General features: G+C 57.6%; 22 protein-coding genes and 1 pseudogene. 14 read left to right on the top strand and 9 right to left on the bottom strand.

Going from position 1 to position 20,727, the window contains the following annotated elements:
- The first annotated feature begins 150 nt into the window (after positions 1-150).
- The 3 genes from QNH97_RS02695 (at position 151) to QNH97_RS02685 (ending at position 2,165) form a co-directional block, all read left to right on the top strand.
- Entirely contained in the window at positions 151-1,281 is a 1,131-nt protein-coding gene (locus tag QNH97_RS02695; protein WP_283555486.1) for a PepSY-associated TM helix domain-containing protein, read from the top strand.
- Entirely contained in the window at positions 1,278-1,457 is a 180-nt protein-coding gene (locus QNH97_RS02690; protein ID WP_283555485.1) for a hypothetical protein, read from the top strand. Before QNH97_RS02695 ends, QNH97_RS02690 begins: the two co-directional genes overlap by 4 nt.
- Before the next feature lie 78 nt (positions 1,458-1,535).
- Complete coding sequence (locus QNH97_RS02685) at positions 1,536-2,165, top strand: glutathione S-transferase (RefSeq protein WP_283555484.1); 630 nt, start codon at positions 1,536-1,538, stop codon at positions 2,163-2,165.
- A gap of 248 nt (positions 2,166-2,413) precedes the next feature.
- Here the strand turns inward: QNH97_RS02685 and creD are convergent, their stop codons facing one another.
- From creD to creB, 4 genes are all read right to left on the bottom strand, one after another.
- Positions 2,414-3,787, bottom strand: a complete 1,374-nt coding sequence (gene creD, locus QNH97_RS02680) for a cell envelope integrity protein CreD (protein ID WP_283555483.1) — start codon at positions 3,785-3,787, stop codon at positions 2,414-2,416.
- A gap of 54 nt (positions 3,788-3,841) precedes the next feature.
- Positions 3,842-4,816, bottom strand: coding sequence for an alpha/beta hydrolase (locus QNH97_RS02675; RefSeq protein WP_283555482.1), 975 nt, complete (start codon positions 4,814-4,816; stop codon positions 3,842-3,844).
- Between the two features lie 171 nt (positions 4,817-4,987).
- A complete protein-coding gene (creC, locus tag QNH97_RS02670; protein WP_283555481.1) occupies positions 4,988-6,406 on the bottom strand; it encodes a two-component system sensor histidine kinase CreC in 1,419 nt (472 codons plus the stop codon).
- Positions 6,406-7,086, bottom strand: a complete 681-nt coding sequence (creB, locus tag QNH97_RS02665) for a two-component system response regulator CreB (RefSeq protein ID WP_283555480.1) — start codon at positions 7,084-7,086, stop codon at positions 6,406-6,408. Before creB ends, creC begins: the two co-directional genes overlap by 1 nt.
- Before the next feature lie 179 nt (positions 7,087-7,265).
- On the opposite strand from creB, the gene QNH97_RS02660 reads away from it, so the two are divergent.
- Positions 7,266-8,342, top strand: coding sequence for an RHS repeat-associated core domain-containing protein (locus tag QNH97_RS02660; protein ID WP_283555479.1), 1,077 nt, complete (start codon positions 7,266-7,268; stop codon positions 8,340-8,342).
- Between the two features lie 104 nt (positions 8,343-8,446).
- On the opposite strand, the gene rloA2 is transcribed toward QNH97_RS02660, so the two are convergent.
- Complete coding sequence (gene rloA2, locus QNH97_RS02655) at positions 8,447-8,953, bottom strand: retropepsin-like aspartic peptidase RloA2 (RefSeq protein WP_283555478.1); 507 nt, start codon at positions 8,951-8,953, stop codon at positions 8,447-8,449.
- 294 nt (positions 8,954-9,247) lie between these two features.
- Here rloA2 and yihG point away from each other — a divergent pair, with 294 nt between their 5' ends.
- Both yihG and QNH97_RS02645 read left to right on the top strand, forming a co-directional pair.
- On the top strand, positions 9,248-10,141 hold the full coding sequence (yihG, locus tag QNH97_RS02650) for a 1-acylglycerol-3-phosphate O-acyltransferase, YihG family (RefSeq protein WP_283555477.1): 894 nt from the start codon (positions 9,248-9,250) through the stop codon (positions 10,139-10,141).
- An 80-nt stretch (positions 10,142-10,221) separates the two neighbouring features.
- Positions 10,222-11,355, top strand: coding sequence for an RHS repeat-associated core domain-containing protein (locus QNH97_RS02645; RefSeq protein WP_283555476.1), 1,134 nt, complete (start codon positions 10,222-10,224; stop codon positions 11,353-11,355).
- A 91-nt stretch (positions 11,356-11,446) separates the two neighbouring features.
- On the opposite strand, the gene QNH97_RS02640 is transcribed toward QNH97_RS02645, so the two are convergent.
- Positions 11,447-12,025, bottom strand: coding sequence for a DUF2780 domain-containing protein (locus tag QNH97_RS02640; RefSeq protein WP_283555475.1), 579 nt, complete (start codon positions 12,023-12,025; stop codon positions 11,447-11,449).
- Positions 12,026-12,333: 308 nt separating this feature from the next.
- Between QNH97_RS02640 and QNH97_RS02635 the strand changes: the two genes are divergently transcribed.
- The 7 genes from QNH97_RS02635 (at position 12,334) to QNH97_RS29410 (ending at position 16,812) form a co-directional block, all read left to right on the top strand.
- The gene (locus tag QNH97_RS02635) at positions 12,334-12,741 is read left to right on the top strand and encodes a DUF3757 domain-containing protein (protein WP_283555474.1); all 408 of its coding nucleotides are present in this window, start codon (positions 12,334-12,336) and stop codon (positions 12,739-12,741) included.
- Positions 12,742-12,847: 106 nt separating this feature from the next.
- Positions 12,848-13,423: a hypothetical protein gene (locus tag QNH97_RS02630; RefSeq protein ID WP_283555473.1), complete on the top strand. Its 576-nt coding sequence runs from the start codon at positions 12,848-12,850 to the stop codon at positions 13,421-13,423.
- A gap of 560 nt (positions 13,424-13,983) precedes the next feature.
- On the top strand, positions 13,984-14,256 hold the full coding sequence (locus QNH97_RS02625; protein WP_003177613.1) for a hypothetical protein: 273 nt from the start codon (positions 13,984-13,986) through the stop codon (positions 14,254-14,256).
- Between the two features lie 179 nt (positions 14,257-14,435).
- Positions 14,436-14,648, top strand: coding sequence for a cold-shock protein (locus tag QNH97_RS02620; RefSeq protein ID WP_063324053.1), 213 nt, complete (start codon positions 14,436-14,438; stop codon positions 14,646-14,648).
- 24 nt (positions 14,649-14,672) lie between these two features.
- Positions 14,673-15,710, top strand: coding sequence for an RHS repeat-associated core domain-containing protein (locus QNH97_RS02615; protein ID WP_283555472.1), 1,038 nt, complete (start codon positions 14,673-14,675; stop codon positions 15,708-15,710).
- A 62-nt stretch (positions 15,711-15,772) separates the two neighbouring features.
- A complete protein-coding gene (locus QNH97_RS29415; protein WP_502944480.1) occupies positions 15,773-16,108 on the top strand; it encodes a hypothetical protein in 336 nt (111 codons plus the stop codon).
- Positions 16,108-16,812, top strand: coding sequence for an RHS repeat-associated core domain-containing protein (locus QNH97_RS29410; RefSeq protein WP_502944526.1), 705 nt, complete (start codon positions 16,108-16,110; stop codon positions 16,810-16,812). The genes QNH97_RS29415 and QNH97_RS29410 overlap by 1 nt, the downstream gene beginning before the upstream one ends.
- A gap of 84 nt (positions 16,813-16,896) precedes the next feature.
- Here the strand turns inward: QNH97_RS29410 and QNH97_RS29405 are convergent.
- Positions 16,897-16,997: pseudogene (locus QNH97_RS29405) on the bottom strand (hypothetical protein); the annotation flags it as partial.
- A gap of 209 nt (positions 16,998-17,206) precedes the next feature.
- On the opposite strand from QNH97_RS29405, the gene QNH97_RS02605 reads away from it, so the two are divergent.
- A complete protein-coding gene (locus tag QNH97_RS02605) occupies positions 17,207-18,274 on the top strand; it encodes an RHS repeat-associated core domain-containing protein (protein WP_283555471.1) in 1,068 nt (355 codons plus the stop codon).
- Between the two features lie 62 nt (positions 18,275-18,336).
- Here QNH97_RS02605 and fdhA read toward each other — a convergent pair whose 3' ends face one another.
- Both fdhA and purU read right to left on the bottom strand, forming a co-directional pair.
- Positions 18,337-19,536, bottom strand: coding sequence for a formaldehyde dehydrogenase, glutathione-independent (gene fdhA, locus QNH97_RS02600; protein ID WP_123343755.1), 1,200 nt, complete (start codon positions 19,534-19,536; stop codon positions 18,337-18,339).
- Positions 19,537-19,724: 188 nt separating this feature from the next.
- Positions 19,725-20,582 carry a formyltetrahydrofolate deformylase gene (gene purU / locus QNH97_RS02595; protein WP_283555470.1) on the bottom strand — a complete coding sequence of 286 codons (858 nt, stop codon included), beginning with the start codon at positions 20,580-20,582 and terminating at the stop codon, positions 19,725-19,727.
- Between the last annotated feature and the right edge of the window lie 145 nt (positions 20,583-20,727).

The raw sequence follows: 20,727 nt of genomic DNA, 5'->3' as shown, positions 1-20,727 counted from the left end.
TGTGGGAGCGAGCTTGCTCGCGAAGACGGCGTAACAGTCAACATTGATGTTGTCTGGCACACCGCTTTCGCGAGCAAGCTCGCTCCCACAGGTTTCGCGGCTTGACTGACGGAGCTCGGGCATCGAGGCCCTCTTGCATTCGGATCGCTCATGAAAAGCAAAACCATCCGCCGCTGGTCCTTCGTCCACACCTGGACCAGCCTGATCTGCACCGTGTTCCTGCTGATGCTGGCGATCACCGGGCTGCCGTTGATCTTCCATCATGAAATCGAACACCTGCTGGGCGACGCCCCTGAGCTTCGGGAAATGCCGGCCGACACGCCGCCGCTCGACCTGCAACAGCTGGTGGAAAAAGCCAAGGCCCATCGTCCGGGTGAAGTGGTCCAGTATTTTGGCTGGGACGATGACGAGCCCAACGGCGTCATCACCATCATGGCGCCAACGCCGGGCACCGAGCCCAATTCTTCCCACACCTTCATGCTCGACGGACGTACCGGCGAGGCCCTGGAAATGCCCTCGGCCAATGGCGGCTTCATGATGGTCATGCTGCGCCTGCACGTGGACATGTTCGCCGGGTTGCCAGGCAAGTTGCTGCTCGCGTTCATGGGCTTGCTGTTCGTGATTGCCATCGTCTCCGGCGTGGTCCTGTACCTGCCGTTCATGCGGCGCTTGAAATTCGCCACGGTGCGCCAGGACAAATCCACGCGCCTGCGCTGGCTCGACCTGCACAACCTGATCGGCGTGGTGACGCTGGTCTGGGCACTGACCGTGGGCGTCACCGGCGTGATTGCCGCGTGCGCCGACCTGATCATCGCCGCCTGGCGCAACGACAGCCTCAGCGCCATGGTCGAACCCTACCGCAACGCCCCGCCGCTGACGCAATTGGCACCGGCCACCCGCTTGCTCGACATCGCCAAGGATGTCGCACCGGGCATGGAACCCAGTTTCATCGCCTTCCCCGGCACACTGTTTTCCAGCCAACACCACTACAGCGTGTTCATGAAAGGCAGCACCCACCTCACCTCCCATTTGCTGACGCCGGTATTGATCGACGCCAGCACCCTGGAGGTCACCGCCGTGGCCGAACGGCCGTGGTACATGGACGTCATGAGCCTGTCCCTGCCGCTGCACTTCGGCGACTACGGTGGCCGGCCGATGCAGATCTTCTGGGCCACCCTCGACGTGCTGACCATCATCGTCCTCGGCAGCGGCGTCTACCTGTGGCTGGTGCGGCGTAAAGCGGCCAAGCGTGCAACAGTGGGCAAGGAGGTCGCCTCGTGAGGCCTCGGCAGTCGAGTTTCTGGAAGGTGTTTGGTATTCCCGTGGTGATTGGCGTACTGAGCGCGGCAGGATTGTTTTCGGCGTTGCTGGGCGATGGGGCGTGGGATGCAGTGGCCTGGGTCGGCCTGGGGGTTCCTACGGCGCTGGGAACCTGGGGATTGCTCAAGCGCGGATAAGCTCAACGGACGCGACCTCTCGCCAGCCGCACCGGAACTGTCTAGGCTAAGCCCTGCCGCCAATCGAGGATACTTTGCATGTCCAGCCCCAGCATGACGCTGTTCCACAACCCTGCTTCGCCCTTCGTTCGCAAGGTCCTGGTGCTGCTGCACGAAACCGGTCAGCAGGATCGCGTGGCGTTGCAGCTCAGCCAACTCACGCCGGTCAAACCGGATCGGGCGCTCATTGATGACAACCCGTTGAGCAAGATCCCGGCCCTGCGCCTGGCCAACGGCAGTGTGATCCACGACAGCCGAGTCATTCTCGATTACCTCGACCACCAGCACGTCGGCAACCCGCTGATCCCTCGCGAGGGTGCGGCCCGCTGGCGGCGCCTGACCCTGGCCTCCCTGGCCGACGGGATCATGGATGCGGCGGTGATGATCCGTTACGAAACCGCCCTGCGCCCGGCGGAAAAACATTGGGCCGAGTGGCTCGAGGCGCAGCGGGACAAGATTCGCCGCGCCCTGGGCATGCTTGAAGCCGAGGCGATTGCTGAACTGGCCTGCCATTTCGACGTGGCCTCCATCAGCGTGGCCTGTGCCTTGGGTTACCTGGACCTGCGCCATCCGGACCTGGAATGGCGCAAGGCCAATCCGCAACTGGCGGCGTGGTTTGCCGAGGTCACTTTGCGGCCTTCAATGGCAGCGACGGTGCCCAAGGTTTAATGCTGCACTGGCTGCACCGGCCCCATCGCGAGCAAGCTCGCTCCCACATTTGATTTCGTTGCCTGGGTAAACGAAGTCTCCTGTGGGCGAGCTCCCACATTTGATTCCGTTACCTGGATAATCGAGGTCTCCTGTGGGAGCGAGCTTGCTCGCGATAGGGCCACTGCGGTCCATCGGGAACAACCTGGCAATCAGCGCCACCAGCATCGCCCCCACCCGCTGATCCTCACGCAGCCCCAACGACCGGCTCATTTCACCTCTCCCAGATCGAAGGCCATTGCAGCGGCCGGTTTCGTCCCCACCCCATACCAGTCCAGCTTGCGAGTCAGCACCATAAACACCCCCAGCAGGCCGAACAGCAGCAGCGAGCCCATCAACAACGCGTAGTCCTCTGCACTCAACAAGCCGTAGAGCAAACCGTACAAGCCCGCCAGTCCCGCCGAGAATCCGAGGCCGTGGCCCACGCTGCGCAGCACGTGGCAAACATAGAACCCAATCAGCACGACACAGGCACTGGCCGACACCAGGTACGCCAGGGTGAAGCCAATGTGTTCCGACAACGACAGCAGCAGCAGGTAAAAGAACGCCAGAGCCACGCCCACCAGAGCGTACTGGACCGGGTGCACCGCCAGGCTCTTGAGCACTTCGAAAAGGAAGAAACCGGCGAAGGTCAGGGCGATGAACAGCAGCGCATATTTGATCGCCCGATCGCTCTTGAGGTACTGGTCCACCGGGTCGACGAAACTCACACCGAAGGCACGGCTGCGGAACGCTTCACAGCCCTCGCTGGGCTCGCAGGCTTGCAGTGTTTCCAAGAGGTTGGTGGAGAAGAACGACGTCTGCCAGTCAGCACTGAAGCCCTGTTCATTGATGTCGCGCTTGATGGGCAGGAAGTTACCGATGAAGCTGGGGTGCGGCCAGTCGGCTGACAGGTGCACTTTGGTCGATTTGCCCACCGGCAGAATCTGCAGCTCACCCGTGCCTTGCAGGCGCAGGTCGAAACCGAAGGTCAGCTCGGGGCTGCCCTGGGCGGTGACCATCGGCAGCGGCACATGCACGCCCTGCCCCAGCCAACCGAGCCGTGAGCCAGGCAGGAAGTCCACGGTCTGCTGGTTGAGCGTCAGGGTCAGCGCATTCTCGATGCCGCGGATGTCGCTGATGCCGACGCTCAGGTACGGTTCGTCGAAGCGGTAATCGGCAAAGTCCTTGGGGGCGACACCGTAGTGCTCAGGTACCTTGAAGCGGCCATCGATCCGGCTGTCGGCATGAAACAACCGCGCTTCGTAGATCCCCCGGGCACGGGTTTCGGTACGGACCTGGCCGTCGAGCTCGAATTCCTCCGGTAAGAAATACAACTCACCACTTTGCTCGACGGTTTCCAGGAACCGCACACCAGTCTTCTCATTGGTATTCCAGACCTTCACGTTCTTGCGAAACGGCACCACGATCATCGGGCCGATGAGTTGCTGGCTGTGGCTGGAGCTGCGGGCAATGTCCTGCAACACCCCGTCGCGCAGCTCCTGGCGCTCGTCGATGAGGCCGTTGATCATCATCAACGGGATCATCAGCAAGAGAATCAATAGGGCGATCATGCCCAGTTTTATGGCGAGGCTGCGGTTCATGTGGGGCTCTCCCTGTTCGAATGAGGGAGAGTCTGGGGTGGCTGTGTGCTGGGCTTATGGAGCGATTGTGGAGATTGTGTGGAGACTGCCTTCACCGTGTTGAGCGCGAACACCGGCCTCTGCCTCGTCTACGCCCTGGAAAGCTTCGCGCAGGGAGTCCTCCATCAATTGCCAGGCCTCTTCGGCCGACTCGTCTGGTCCCAAGTGGGTGAACATATGGTCGCACCCTTCAAACATTCGCTGACGCACGGGCACGCCGGCCTGACGCAACTTCTCGGCGTAGGCCTCGCCCTCTCCGCGCAAGATATCGTGCTGCGCAGTGATCACCGTGGCCGCCGGCATCCCCACCAGCGCATCGACCGGCGCCAGCAAGGGCGACGCCAACGGGTCGAGCGCCTGTGCCGGATCGCTCAGGTAGCAGCGGGTGAAGAAGCGCATCAGGCCGACGCCGAGCAAGGGACGGGCAATGGTGGAAGTCTTCAGCGCCGGGTCTTGGGCCAGGTCCAGCGCCGCATAGTCGATCAATTGATGCACCACTTTCAGTGTGCGATGACCCCGCGCCAGACCCGCCACCACCGCGGCCAGATTACCGCCGGCGCTATGCCCACCGACGGCGATCCGCTGGGGATCGATGCCCAGCACTTCGGCCTGGGCAGCCAACCACTCGAGCACGGCAAAACATTGCCGTGGCCCGGCGGGAAAGACCTGCTCTGGCGCCAGCGCATAGTCCAGGTTGACCACCAGGCAGTTCAGGTTGTGGGCCAGTCGACGGCAATAGCTATCGTCATGCTCGGGCGTCCCGGCGACAAAGCCACCCCCGTGGAAATTCAAATACACCGGCAGCGCCGTCGAGGCCTGGGAATGGGGCCAGTAGAACAGCGCCCGCGCTGGCCCCCATGGGGTGGCAATGGTTTGCTCGGCCACGGTGCGCAACGGAAACAGCGCGGCGTCATAGGTGAACTTCGCCTTCATTCGCTTGGCGAAGGCGCGCAGCAGCTTGGCCTGCAATTTTTGCCAGATGCTTATCATGCTCATGCTCCCGGTTGTGTAGCCACGAATAGGACCAACGGACCGAAAGTCATTTCGCCGTAAGGCAGGGCGTGCTGACAGGTCTAGTTATTGTTCGTCAGTGCTGAGCGAAAACTAAACCTAAAAAATGATTATGTAAATTAACCAATAACAAAATTAATCAAATTTTTCTCAAGGCAACCGCAGCACCACCTCCACTCCCCCCTCGACATTGCCAATCCTGAATTCGCCCCCGTGCAACTGCACCACTTCCTCCACAAAATTGAGCCCCAGGCCGGTGCTCTTGCGGCCGCTGTCCGGGCGTGGCAGGGAGTAGAAGCGCTCGCTCAGGCGCGGCAGGGCATAGTCGGGAATCGCTTCGGCCTGATTGAACAAGTGGATCTCGACGAGGCTGTCGATTCGTTCGGCGCTGATGCGCAGCAGTCCATTGACCGGCGTGAAATCCAAGGCATTCTCCAGCAGATTGCCCAGGGCCTGGCGCAACAGAAATGCCTCGCCCGTCAGCGTCAGGTCAGCGGCGATGTGTCGCTCGACCTTTAACTGGCGACGCTCGATCCAGCCACCACGCGCCTCCAGCAATTCATCCAGTAACGCCGCCAGCGGCACGGCAACCACGTCCTCCAACCCCTGTCGTTGTTCGACCTGGGCCAGGTTGAGCAACCGTTCGATCAGCTGCTGCATGCGCACGCTTTCACTGTCGATGTTGCTGACAAAGCGCTGGTGCTGGGCCGCAGGCATATCACTTTGCAGCAGCTCGGCGGCACCGCGAATCGCCGCCAGCGGGCTCTTGAGTTCGTGAGTCAACGTATGCACGTAGCGCTCAACGTAAGCCTTTCCTTCGAGCTGGGTGCGCATGTGCTCCACCGCACCCGCCAATTGCTCGAACTCGCCGCCGCGATAATGCGGCACTTCCACCCGGCGGCCCTGGCTGACCGCCTGGGCGTAGGTCGTCAAACGACGCAGCGCAGCGCTGAGCCACCATGACAACAAAGCCCCCAGCAGCAGGCCAAGGACAATCAGCCCGGCGCCATACGCCAGCAGACGCCGCTCCGTGCGGTCGATATAAGGCTGCAACGAGCTATTGGGCTTGGCGACCGTGACGACACCGATGATCCGGCCATGGTCGCGAATCGGCGCGCCGACGTGCATCACCGAAGACGTCGGATCATCCGCAACGCTGCGGGATGAACGGGCGCCGTAGTGACCCCGCAGGGTCAGGTAAACGTCGTTCCAGCGCGAATAATCCTGGCCCACCGCCACGCCACTGGAATCGAGCACCACGATGCCCTTGGCATCCGTGACGTAGATGCGATGGCTGACCTGGTTTTTCGGCAAGCCCCAGATCGTCGCCGCCGGTTGGCGCTCGCCATAGGCCTTGAGCAACTGCGGCCAACGGTTCTGGTTGAGGGTGCCGGCCTTGAAATCGTCCCGCAGGATCTCGGCCATCAGGTTGGCGGTGTCCACCAGGGTTTCTTCGGTGGACTGGCGCACGCCGGGGCGGATTTCTTCCATCACCGTGTTGAGCACGAAATACCCGGCCAAACCGATAAACAGCACATACACCAGGAAAATCCGGATCCCCAGCGACATCAGCTGTGTCCCGGGCTGTAGCTGTAGCCCAGGCCCCGGTGGGTCTGGATCGGTTCGGCCTCGGCCCTCACCAGGCGCAACTTGGCGCGCACGCTCTTGATGTGGCTGTCGATGCTGCGCTCATAGCCGGCATCACTGGCCACGCCCAGGGCGTCGAGCAATTGTTCGCGGCTGAAGACCCGTTCGGGTTGCTCCAGCAGACAGTTCAGCAGACGAAATTCGTGGCGCGTGAGGTTCAGCGGCTTCCCGCGATAGTGGATCTGCACCCGGTCGCTGTCCACCTGGAACAACGCCGTGCTCGAGTCCGCCGTCGGTCTTGGCGCCACCCGCTTGAGGATCGCCCGGACCCTGGCCGCCACCTCGCGGGGGCTGAAGGGCTTGACCACGTAATCGTCGGCACCGATTTCCAGGCCCACGACCCGATCGATCTCGCCATCCCGGGCTGTAAGAAAGATGACCGGAACGTCGCTGAAACGTCTGAGATTTTTACAAGTCTCGAATCCGCTGATATCCGGCAGGCCAACATCGAGGATGATCAGGTCAGCCGGGGTGTTTTTCTGGTGATCGAGGGCGGCGGCGCCAAGGCTCAGCCACGTGGTGTCGAACCCCTCCCCTTGCAGGGCAAACACCAGCGTATCGGCGATGGCGGCTTCGTCTTCGACAATCAGGATATGAGGCATGGCTTGCGAGCCCGGCAATAAAGTTGCCGGAACGGTGCCCCAAGGCTTGGGGTACGTCAATGGCAGTTGAGTTTGTCGGTGGCTGGTCGTTGTGCCTAACAGTTCTGATAGTGGCCAACCGCTGAAAAGCGGCTGATGCTAAGGCCAGTTATTTTCGGACTTCAGATGGAGCTCAGTCGATGCCTGCCTCCCCTCGTGAAACCGTATTGTGCCGCTACCGCTACGACCCGCTCGATCGCCTGGCCGATTGTGCACCGTCCACCGAGGCCAGCATTCAGCGCTTTTACTGCAAGAGCCGATTGGCCACCGAAATACAGGACGAGGTGCAACACAGCGTTTTCCAATACGACGAACAGCTGTTGGCGCAACTACGACGCGAAGATGCAAAGGCCGAAACCACCCTACTCGCTACCGATCAACAGCGCTCGGTATTGAACGCCCTCGATGCAAGCCGGCTTCATCCCCTCGTCTATACACCTTACGGTCATCGCCCGGCGGAAAACGGCTTGCTCAGTTTGCTCGGGTTCAATGGTGAACAGCCGGATCCTGTGACGAGACATTATCTGTTGGGGGATGGGTATCGGGCGTTCAATCCGGTGCTGATGCGATTCAACAGTCCGGACAGTTTAAGTCCGTTTGGTGAAGGAGGTTTGAATGCTTATGGGTATTGTTCGGGGGATCCGATTAATTGGATAGATCCTACGGGGCAGGTTCGCACTTTGTCAGTGCCTACGCCAAAGATGGGACTACCCATAAAAAACCTGGTAAATAAAGCAACTGGATTACCGATAGAACGATCGACATCTACTGCTGCTCATCGCAGAGCTCAAGCCAGCGCTCGCGTGAGAAAATTCCGCGCATCATTAAGATCCCAAGCAAAGCTTATAAAAGAAAATGAAGCACTTTTAAAAGACCAAACTAGCTACACCAAATCCAATCGTATACTCGACTTAGAAAAAAGCTTAGCAGCATATAGAAAAGCACAATTTGGATATGACTTTAAACAAAAGCCAGATGTAAACAAAAAATTTATAGATAGAAAAAGTGGACTGGTCGACACGACTCATCATGACATATACATCTCTCACCTTAGAAATTTAGTGAATTCTGCCAAGGTAGCCAGATTCAAGAGCATTAACCCTGACACGCCTATCAAAGCAACTACCCAAGATTATGTTTATCGCGCAATTATTGATCGCGCGAAGTACATTAAAGAACATACCAGAATCGACTTATTGAACGAGATTCGCCAATAGCCGTCGTCGCATAAAATCAAACTTCTACGCAACACTACAAAACATCCAGCCCCGAAAAACATCGTCTATTTTTCGGGACCATGTTCGGCATGTGGGCTACACCATCAACAGTCCGGCTTATCCGCCGTAAATCGCCGCGCCGGGTTCACCGCTGCGCCAAACTCACGCAGGGCCTTGGCACCAATCAACAACGGGTAGTTGAAACTGCTGCGGTCGGTCAGGTTGACCTCCACGGTGCGCTTGACGTTACCCAGGCACAGTTCAAGATCCACCACCGGACGCTTGGTCGGCGCGATTTTTTCGTCGTCGTCCTCGTCTTCTTCAGAACGGGTCTTGATCTTGCTGATGCGCGCGATCTTGTGTTCGTACACCTTGTTGCTCGCACCTTTGGTCGCCAGGCGGAAACGTACCCAGTCATCGCCATCACGGGTGAAGGTCTCAATGTCCTTGGCCGACAGCGACGCAGTCAGGGCGCCAGTGTCCATCTTGGCCTTGAGCACTTCACCACCGATTTCCGGCAGCGCGATGTATTCGTAGCGCCCGTACAGGGTCGGCTCGGCGGCCAGCACTGGAAGGGCCACCAGGGTAAGCAGGGCGAGAATGGATTTCATGCAATAGGGCTTCCTGTGTGGGGTGGGGGTTTAGACCTTGGACGGTGAATTCGTTCGGTTGGACGCGTACCCGTGGCGAGGGAGCTTGCTCCCGCTCGACTGCGCAGCAGTCGCAAAATCGAACCAATCTGGCCGTCATTGGGGCCGCTTCGCAGCCCAGCGGGAGCAAGCTCCCTCGCCACAAAAGCCCATCCAGTTTAGCCAAGCCCAAGTGAAACATTCGTCCACACCGATTTGGCCTGCCGCCCGAAGCTTGCTTATCATGGCCCGCCCACCTGTTTGCAAGAGTCATGTATGCGCCGCCTGCTCACCGGCTGTTTCGTCACGCTGCTGTTGTTGCTCAACACCCTGGTGCTGTTCGGGCCGCTGATGGTGTTCGCCCTGCTCAAACTGATCCTCCCCGGGCGCTTTCGCGACTATGCCTCGTGGGCGGTGATGTGGATCGCCGAGACCTGGGCCGAAATCGACAAGCTGATCTTCGCCCTGTCCATCCCCACCCGCTGGGACATCCGCGGCGGCGCCAACCTGCGCGGCGATACGTCTTACCTGGTGATCAGCAATCACCAATCCTGGGTCGACATCCCCGCCCTGGTCCAGGCCCTCAACCGGCGCACGCCATTCTTCAAGTTCTTCCTCAAGAAGGAACTGATCTGGGTGCCGTTCCTGGGGCTGGCCTGGTGGGCGCTGGATTACCCGTTCATGAAGCGCTACACCAAAGCCTTCCTGGCCAAGAACCCGGAGCTGGCCGGCAAGGACCTGGAAATCACCCGCCAGGCCTGCGAGCTGTTCAAGCGCCAACCGGTCACCGTGGTCAACTACCTCGAAGGCACGCGCTTCACCGCCGCCAAAAGCCAACAACAGCAGTCACCCTTCACCCACCTGCTCAAACCCAAGGCCGGTGGCGTGGCATTCGTGCTGGCGGCGATGGGTGAACAACTCGATGCCGTACTGGACGTCACGGTGGTGTACCCGCAGGAGCGGATTCCCGGGTTCTGGGATTTGATCAGCGGCGCAGTGCCCCGGGTCATCGTCGACATCCAGACCCGCGAGCTGGACCCGGCGCTGTGGCAGGGGGATTACGAGAACGACCCGGTGTTTCGCCAATATGTGCAGGATTGGGTCAATCAGTTGTGGACTGAGAAGGATCGGCGTATTGCGGCGTTGCGCAGCGAAACAATGGATTCCTAACAGTTCTGATAGTAGGCAGCGGCGGAGAAACCTCCGATGCTAGAGGTCCGGATTTTTGGACCTTGCATGGAGCCCGGTGCATGCCTACCGCCCCTCGCGAAACCGTATTGTGCCGGTATGGCTACGACCCGCTCGATCGCCTGACCGATTGTGTGCCCTCCGCCGAGGCCCACATCCAGCGCTTTTATTGCAAAAGCCGATTGGCTACTGAGGTGCAGGGGGCGGTGCAACACAGCGTCTTCCAACACGAAGACCAACTGTTGGCGCAACTACGGCGCGAGGATGCTAGGGTCGACACCACGCTGCTGGCGACTGATCAGCAGCGTTCGGTATTGAATGCGCTCGATGCAACCCGACCTCATCCCCTCGCCTATACGCCTTACGGTCATCGCCCAGCGGAAAACGGCTTGCTCAGTTTGCTTGGGTTTAATGGCGAGCGGCCGGATCCGGTGACGGGGCATTATTTGTTGGGGAATGGGTATCGAGCGTTCAATCCGGTGTTGATGCGGTTTAACAGTCCGGACAGTTGGAGTCCGTTTGGGGAGGGTGGGTTGAATGCGTATGCGTATTGCGACGCCGACCCAGTGAATAATATTGACCCCAACGGGCATTCACTTTCTTCTTTCCTTAGCACAGCTATAAATTGGCTATCAAAAATTGCTGAATATGTAGCAATCAAGGGGGTTAGATACCTTCCTGTGTACGGGACGAAGGTGAAAAGCATATCGAATGTCAGAACCCTCATCAGCGACCTTACAGTATTTGATGACACTTACAAAGAAGGTCTTCGACTCAGTATGATAGGCCATGGAAATAAAGAAAATAGCGGCATTCAATCAACCGACAAATTTAGAAGCCACCACGACCTTAATGATCTTTTTTACTTCAGCGGAGTTAATTTTGACGACTACACATCAGTTCGAACAATAGTTTGTTACTCAGCTGATAACTCTTTGGGACAGAATATTGCCAACCTCACGGGCCTTCCGACTAAGGCTTTTCATGGACCGGTGGGGGGAGCTATTGATGGGACGGGCACCAACAGTAAAAGCCTTATCCTTCGTGGAGGCTTGATTAACTTCCTGATCCCCGTACTGGCGAAGTACCAGCCGGTAACCTTTTACCCAAATACTCCAAGACGTTCCCCCGCCAGAATGAGACATCCAAGTCCTGTTAAACCGACTTCTGCTTCAATACGGGGCGCATCAATCTGATGCACGTAGTCCGAACGATACTAATCGCTCCGCGGCAAAATGTTTTGTTGCTATCGATGCGTCCTGTTGGATCGCCTGAGCGCGCGACAGATCAAATACCCGCGCCACCTTCCCAGATACCGCCCAAATTCTGCAACAATGAACTTCCCACACCCTGCTGCCCAAGATACTCAAGAATCAGCGGAGCAAACTGCCCAATCATCCCACTGTCCATACCCAGCGCACTGAAGGCGTTATTCAAGTCATTGGTGTCCTTGACGTTCCCCAGCAAGCCGTCGAGCAAGGAAGTTTTATCCGATCCACCACCAAGCAAGCCACCCAAACCATTAAGCCCGCCAATGGCACTGTTACCAGCGATCTGATCAAGACCCGGCACACTTTTACTCAACTCGGAAAACTGCGGCTCACTGAGCCGATTCTTCGCCAGCCCCAGCATCGCACCGGCACCGCCGATGGCCTGTTCCGGCGTGATCTTGAGTTCCGAGCCCAGGGTGTTGAGCAGCCCGGCGGCTTTCGGGGCGGCAGCCACGGCGCCCTCCCCCTGTTCAGCCTGATTGCCCTGCATCGCCGACACCACATTGGCCGCATCACTGAGGCTGAACTGCGCGAAGGCCGGGCTGGCGGCCAGCGTCAACAGGCAAGACAGGGCAAAACCGCGTGAAACCTTCATCCCGAACATCCTCTGAACCATCAAAAAACCGCCCGTGAGGGGCGGCGCAAAATCGAGCGTTGGACTGGGTTGGGCGAGGATTGTTCCTCCTCTGGGATTTGCATCTGAATCCGCTTCTTTTGCCTGACACCTTTCAATTCTTCAGTCATTTCCGCTTTTCAGGAAGTTTTGAGTTTCTTATCGCCAAACGACAACAGGCCTGAACCAACTAATTCCAAATCAACATAAACAACTGTCAGCCTTGACAGTAGTCCTCGCCACCCATAGCCGCAAACATGTCGCCGACACGAAAAAACGGAGACTGGCTAATGCGAAACATACTGACTATCAGCGGCGCCGGAATGCTCTTGCTGATCATCGGCCATGCCCGTGCCGGGGAAATAACCTGTCCTGCCGTCACGCAAATCTATACGGACACTGGTTCGATAGAAGTACAGGATGATCACGAATGGGAAAGCCACAGCGTCGTGGGAGTGGCCAACCCTGCGTTGTTGCAATTCAACGGTGCCGAGTTCGCCATCCATGAACCGGACGCAGATAACCAGGCCCCGACGAGGGCAACCATTACTTGCAAGTACGGTGCGATCAACCTGACCCTGGAATACCTTCAAGTCCAAGAGCCGACCCTGCTGCCGTGGGCGGACAATCGTTGCGAAAGCTCGGACATCAAAACCTGCAGGTTGATCAGTGCCGACGACTTTCGCGTCAGCTTTTGACGCTTGATCACAATGCATTGATTGCCCCCGCGCTGCGCCTCTAGAACGCCCTGCCATTGACTGCACGGTTACCGTACAGTGCCGCATCCTCCAGCAGAGTTTGCCTATGAATGTAAAAATTGGCGGAGCGACCCTCGCGGTCATCCTGACGGGCATGCTCATTGTCTTTGGCGTCACCGAATGCCAGCGGGGACCGCTGAATCCGGAGCTTGGCGATGATGTCAGCGAAGCGCAGAAGACCTGGCTGACCATTGAGCATCGCATCAAACGCTCCGACCCGGCCCTGACCGAGGTGAGCCGCGATCAGCAGGCACTGACCGTGCTCTACCGTCCAGGTCCTTGCGCGGAGAACTGCGAGCCCTGGGTTCCGCACATGTTGCGCGTGGTCGGCCACGGCCTGGCGGCGCTCAATGGCGCGCCGGGGGGCAAGCAATACACGCAAGTGACGGTCAAGGCGCGATTGCTGGCTGATGATGACGTGGAGCTGGTCTACGACATGCAGGGCTTCGACGCCATCAAGACGCAACAGGGTGGCTACGTCACCTTTGCCAGCATGCCCCGTAGTCTGGACTTCAGCGCCGATGCCCTGACCCAGGCGCAAGACTATTGCCAAGGCCCCAGCGCCCGGGGTTTCTACCCTGAATTCTGCGACCGGGTCGAAGCCGCAACTGCACATCAATAACCCGTGGCGAGGGAGCTTGCTCCCGCTCGAGTGCGAAGCGCTCGCCGCTGGTGTCTGAAACACAGGGGTTGCTCTCCCATTGTGGCGAGGGGATTTATCCCCGCTGGGCTGCGCAGCAGCCCTAAAGCAGCGAACTCAATCCTCCTGACACACCGGGTTGTCTGGTTTGGGGGCTGCTGCGCAGCCCAGCGGGAGCAAGCTCCCTCGCCACAGTGGACGCGGTGCTCCTGCTTGAATACTCACGACCAAAAATCCCACAAATACTTGGGAAATCCCCCGCAACAGCGAGCCTTGCTCAGCCCAATAGGCGATGCCTATAGTTCTTCCCGTCGTCCACATGGCGACTCGGGTTTGGCGACTCGATACACTATGGTCAGAAGCCCTGCTTTTTGGCACGGGCTTTTGCACTCGCAGAATTGCTCAATGGCAGTTGTGCGCGGGAGGCCTTCGGGTCTGCCGGCTTCCATGGTGTCCGGTTCGCCAACCTGCGTACAGCTGCCACCCATTCGTTTGGCGACGAGTGAGTGGCGGCATCATCGAACCCCATGGAGATCTACCCAATGAACCGATACATCCCCATCACCGGCATCGACTGCACCCCCGCCACCCTGCTCATCGACACCCAAGCCCCCCTCGACGTCCTTTACGAAACCGCCGCCTACCGCATCCGCGCCGTCACCCAATTGCTGGAAAACATCGCCTTCCGCGAGGAGATCAGTTCCGACGCCGTCGTCCTCCACGACTTCGCCCTGCTCCTGGCGATTCCCTTGCGCGATGGCTGCGATGTACTGGACGTGATCGGCAGACGATTGCAGGCGCAAGCCATGGCATGACCGCCTCATGACAGTCATCTGAATATCACCTGCAATCGGTTATTCCCTCTCGGTATTGCCTACTGTCAACTCTGACAGTAGGCACCGATTTGCCCCGCCCCTAAGCTCCAGTTGAGTCAACGAAAACAAGGTCATGGGCAACCAAACCTTTATCCATTCGGGCAAGCAGGACAATAAAAATGAACGACCGAATCAAGGGAACCGTTAAATGGTTCAACGATGCAAAGGGCTATGGCTTCATTTCCTGTGGCAAAGGTGGCGAAGAACTGTTCGTTCACTACTCGGCGATATCCGGCGAAGGTTATAAAACCTTGAAAGAGAGACAAACCGTCTCCTTTGAAATCGAGCAGGGAAGCAAGGGAATGCAGGCCACCAAAGTTACGCCGGAATAATCGGTCCATCCAGGGAGCCAACCCATGTCTGCTAACCTTGAAACACTGCTCTGTCGCTACCATTACGACCCATTGGATCGTCTGGCCAACTGCTCACCGTCGACCCAGACCAATACCCAGCGCTTTTATCTGCAAAAGCGCCTGACCTGCGAGCTACAAGGTTCTATAGCGCGCTCGATTTTCCAGCAGGCCGATCAACTCCTAGCGCAACAACAGCGCCAGAACGGCGCCGTCGAAACCACTTTGCTTACCACCGATCAACAACGCTCGGTATTGCACGCGCTCAATGCAACGCAGCCTTATGCTCTTGTCTATACGCCTTACGGCCACCGCCCGCCGGAAAACGGTTTGCTTAGCTTGCTCGGCTTCAATGGCGAACGGTCGGACCCGGTGACGGGTCACTATTTGCTGGGTAATGGTTATCGGGCATTCAACCCGGTGTTGATGCGGTTCAACAGCCCCGACACTTTGAGTCCTTTTGGAGAGGGAGGGTTGAATACGTATGTGTACTGCGCAGCAGATCCGGTGAATCGGAACGACCCGACGGGCCATGTTTGGCGCTCACTCATGAAGCTATACAGGTTCAGGACCCCATCGACTCCTCGCCCAATGGATATAATAGGAAGCTCCGAAAAACTTGGCCAGAACATCCCGATAAAACAAAACTCCATGGATTTACCTGAGCGCATTTCTTACGTAAAAAACCCAAGAACTCAAACAAACCACAGTGAAAGAAGCACTCAACGGTGGATTGCCGCAAAATCCGAAACGCCACACAGAACAAATCGCAAAGACATTCAGAACTGGATCGAAAGCGGCACTAACATCCCAGACAAAGAGTTAGAAAACTCCACTCCACTACCACTTAAACTCAGCGACGAAGTACACCTATTAAAATATAGGGAGCGACGGGCATTGGCGCACGCCGGTAGAAAAGTCAATTCAAATATAAGAACCTACTTACCCATGTATCGCCGAGGACCAATTCGTTTTGACTTGGAGGCATTACGCACCTATTACATCAACAGATATCCTTTAGAGCCTTCAGACATTCGCAGATAATTAAAATGCAGGCCACGAGAGTTACGCCGGTATAGAGTCCGGTCCATTTAGGGATCTAGCCCATGTCAGCGAACCGTGAAACGCTGCTCTGCCGCTATCATTACGATCCATTGGATCGCCTGGCCAATTGCAAGCCTCCTGCTGAAACCAGCATTCAGCGCTTCTATCTGAAAAGCCGCCTTGCCTCCGAGATACAAGGTTCAATACAGCGTTCGATTTTCCAGCAGGAGGATCATCTCCTGGCGCAACAACAGCGCCAGGATGGCGCCGTCGAAACCACTTTGCTCACTACAGATCAACAACGCTCGGTACTCCATGCACTCTACGCAACACGGCCTCATCCTCTCGCCTACACACCTTACGGTCACCGCGCCCGGAAAACGGGTTGCTTAACCTGATGGGCTTCAACGGCGAACGGCAGGATCCGGTGACGGGGGCTTATTTGCTAGGCAATGGGTATCGGGCATTCAGCCCAGTGTTGATGCGTTTCAACAGTCCGGACAGTTTGAGTCCGTTTGGGACAGGTGGATTGAATTCATATGCCTATTGCGTTGGGGACCCGATAAATCGGAATGACCCAACGGGGCATACTTGGGGACCGTTAAAAGTTGTCTTGAGGGGATTGGGGATCATGAGACCATCCCCTCGGGTAGCTCAACCCGAGGTGTCTCGAAATCCGTCGGCAACAACCGGACATCAACCGCGGACAGTACGTCCTTTGGAAAGCTCTACTGCTGCAGCAAACCGGACTTCTGAACCCCCAGCACTGAGAACTAGAGATTGGGGGTATGTAATCCCTACTCGCCCCGGCTCGCATTCCTACGAGAGAAATGAGACACCGGACATTCCGTTTGCTTCAGGCCCCCCATCACCGGCACTCTCTCGCGCACCCTCACAATCTTCATCGGCTATGGAGTATGTTACAAACGCCCGCGAAGTGAGAGCTCGTAGACTAAATGTGGTTATGGCTGACACTTATCGAAGTCTAATTGAACTTAGACCTCAATATGGCGTTGTGCCTGCCGGCTACGGTGGCGTTCCACCGTCTTACGAGTTCCCACCGTCTTACGAGGAAGCTATGCGCAGCATTCGAGAATCTTAAACAGTAGACAGTACTGGACATCACACACTGCAATTAACTTAAGGGCGATATCACTGTCGCCCTTTTTCCGTCTTACTCCCTACCTTACGCCGCACAAAACAATTCATGCGGATCAATCACAAACTTCTTCGGCTCGCCACATCGAACTCGCCAGAGCCTTTCGGCATGTCGTCCAAGCAGATGATCGGTACGCGGCCGATTTCCGCAGTGTTGATGTCGTTCAATATGTTCACTTGCTTCACTAACAGTTATGCCCTTCGTGAAAGCCGGCCCTCTTGAGCGCCGTTCTGCCTCACCTCCCGCTATCCACCTATCAGAGTTGCTAGTAGGCGGCTCTACCCAATTGCGTCACAGTAACTCTTTAAATGTGCATATCTTCCAAGGAGTAACGCCTATGCCAGTCGAACGCGCAAACCTGCTCTGCCAATACAGCTACGACCCTTTGGATCGGCTGGTCGATTGCACACCAACAGCCCAGGCAAAATCCCAGCGCTTCTATTTGAAGGATCGCCTGTTTACCGAAATCCAAGGCTCGGCGCAGTGCTCCATTTACCAGCAGGATGACCAGCTCCTGGCGCTACAACAAAGACACAACGGCGCCCTAGACATCACGTTATTAACCACCGATCTGCAACGCTCGGTATTACACGCGCTCAATGCAACGGGCCCTCACCCCCTCGCCTACACACCTTACGGTCACCGTGTCCCGGAAAACGGTCTACTCAGCCCGCTCGGCTTCAACGGCGAACGGCCGGACCCGGTGACTGGGCATTACTTGTTGGGTAATGGCTATAGGGCGTTCAACCCAGTATTAATGCGCTTTAACAGTCCGGACAGTTGGAGTCCCTTTGGGGAGGGTGGATTGAATACATATGGGTACTGTATGGGGAACCCGATAAATAGAAATGACCCGACAGGTCATATACCATTCAGGTTATGGGGTGATGCAATATACCGCTTTTTCGTACGCCACATCGATAACCTATCTGGGATCAAGAGAAGCCCCGTCAAAAATTACAGGAGGATCGCCGACGGAGTTGCTATATTCGATGAAACCGAGAACCCAAACCGATTGAATATAGACGCTCATGGCGGGCGGCCCGTGGACGGAAAATATCCGTACATTGAAGCAGATGGCAAACAAATAACCCCTAACCAATTATATTTTAGGCTTAAAAACAGGGTTGACCTTAATAAGTACGACAGCATCCGATTAATAGCCTGCTACTCAGCCGATGGCGAAAAACCGTTCGGCTTGACGCTTTCGGAGCTGACCGGAAAACCCGTAAAAGCATTCTCGGGCGGTGTACGTTATGGGCCAGTCCAGACGCCAAGAAATGATCTACCCAATGGGGCTGTTGACGAGACAGTGAAGGAATACATGATAGGCAAAAACCGTAAACTTGGCCGTTTACTTTCCCACTATCACCCGAAAAAATATACGGACATTAGAAAAGCTTAGAGAGTGATTGCTTCAAAAAACAAAGGCGGCAAAATCTGCCGCCCCCTTTCCATCAGTTAACTTCACGCCGCACTAAACAACTTATGCGGATCAATCACAAACTTCTTCGGCACACCCGCATCGAATTCGCCATACCCCTTCGGCGCATCATCCAGGCTGATCACCTGCACGCCAACGATTTCGGCAATGTTGATGCGGTCCCACATGATCGCCTGCATCAACTGGCGGTTGTACTTCATCACCGGGGTCTGGCCGGTGTGGAAGCTGTGGGATTTGGCCCAGCCGAGGCCGAAGCGGATGCTCAGGCTGCCCATTTTTGCCGCGGCATCGACTGCGCCCGGGTCTTCGGTGACGTAGAGGCCGGGGATGCCGATCTTGCCGGCGACACGGACCACGCCCATCAACGAGTTGAGCACGGTGGCCGGGGCCTCGTGCTTGACGCCGTCATGGCCGTGACCACGGGCTTCGAAGCCGACACAGTCAACGGCACAATCCACTTCTGGTTCGCCCAGCAGTGCAGCGATTTGCTCGTGCAGCGGGGTGTCGGTAGACAGGTCGACGATTTCGAAGCCCTGGGCCTTGGCATGGGCCAAGCGGACTGAGTTGACGTCACCGATGATCACCACCGCAGCGCCCAACAGGCGTGCGGAAGCGGCGGCCGCCAGGCCAACCGGGCCGGCACCGGCGATGTAGACGGTGCTGCCAGGGCCAACACCGGCGGTAACGGCGCCGTGGTAGCCGGTCGGCAGGATGTCGGACAGGCAGGTCAGGTCACGGATTTTCTCCATGGCCTTGTCGCGGTCCGGCAGTTTCAGCAGGTTGAAGTCAGCGTACGGCACCAGCACGTATTCGGCTTGGCCGCCGGTCCAGTCGCCCATGTCCACGTAACCGTAGGCACCGCCGGCACGGGCCGGGTTGACGGTCAGGCAGACGCCGGTGTGTTGCTCTTTGCAGGAACGGCAGCGCCCGCAAGCCACGTTGAACGGCACCGACACCAGATCACCGATTTTCAGGTTCTCGACATCGCTGCCTTTTTCGATCACTTCACCGGTGATTTCGTGACCCAGGACCAGACCGGTCTGAGCCGTGGTACGGCCGCGCACCATGTGCTGGTCGGAGCCGCAGATGTTGGTGGAGACCACGCGCAGGATGACACCGTGCTCAATCTTCCTGCCGCGCGGGTCCTGCATTTTTGGATAGTCGATTTTCTGTACTTCGACCTTACCGTTGCCGAGATACACGACACCACGATTACCAGACATGCTTTCACCTCGCTGTTGTTTTTGTGGAACTGCGTTGCCCAGGCAGGCAGCGCGTTGATTGCTCGGGTAGTGCTTGTGTCTTGTTTCTGTGTTGTTTGGGAGGACCTCTTCGCGAGCAGGCTCGCTCCCACATTGGATCTTTGTGTGCTCCCGTATTTTGTGGGAGCGAGCCTGCTCGCGATGTCGGTCTAAAGAACGACAGTGCGGTTGGCGTTGAGAAACACTCTTCGCTCGATGTGATACCCCACCGCCCGGGCCAAAGTCAGCCCTTCGATATCCCGCCCCTTGGCGATCAGGTCTTCGGGATAGTGGCTGTGGTCCACCACTTCCACGCCCTGGGCGATGATCGGGCCTTCGTCCAGGTCGTTGTTGATGTAGTGCGCCGTCGCGCCAACCAGTTTCACGCCCTTGTTGTAGGCCTGGTGATACGGCTTGGCGCCCTTGAAGCCCGGCAGCAGCGAGTGATGGATGTTGATCGCCTTGCCATCGAGCTTGCGGCACAACTCCGGCGACAGCACTTGCATGTAGCGGGCGAGAATCACCAGCTCGGCGCCGGTGTCTTCGATCACCTGCCACACCTGCCGCTCCTGGGAGGGCTTGTCGTTCGGGTCCAGGGGGAAATGGTAGTAGGGAATCTGGTGCCAGTCGGCCAACGGCTTGAGGTCCGGGTGGTTGGACACCACGGCCACCACGTCCATGGACAACTGGCCGATGCGCTGGCGGTAGAGCAAGTCGTTGAGGCAGTGATCGGCCTTGGACACCATGATCACGACTTTGGGCCGGTAGTTGGGTGCGGTCAGTTCGAAGACCATGCCGAAGGCTTCGGCACGTTCGGCCAGGCCGGCGCGAAAGTTTTGCTCGTCAAAGCCATCCGGCTGGCGAAATTCCACGCGAATGAAAAAGCGCCCCGAGAGCCGGTCGTCGAAGGAGTGGTGCTCAGTGACGTAGCAGCCCTGCTCGAACAGAAAGCGGGTCACCGCGTCCACCGTGCCGAGCACGCTGGGGCAGTCGGCGGTGAGGATCCATGTGTCTGGGGCGCGACTCATTGCGGTGACTCCTGTTCAAAAATTAACCGGGCGACAACGAACCCTGTGGCGAGGGAGCTTGCTCCCGCTCGGTTGCGTAGCAACCGCCAAAAGCGAGGGCCGCTTCGCAGCCCAGCGGGAGCAAGCTCCCTCGCCACAAAAGCAG

This window comes from Pseudomonas sp. G2-4, from assembly GCF_030064125.1.
Lineage (GTDB): Bacteria > Pseudomonadota > Gammaproteobacteria > Pseudomonadales > Pseudomonadaceae > Aquipseudomonas.
Note: the sequence above shows the minus strand (reverse complement) of the source record. Positions and strands in the feature narration are given on the sequence as shown.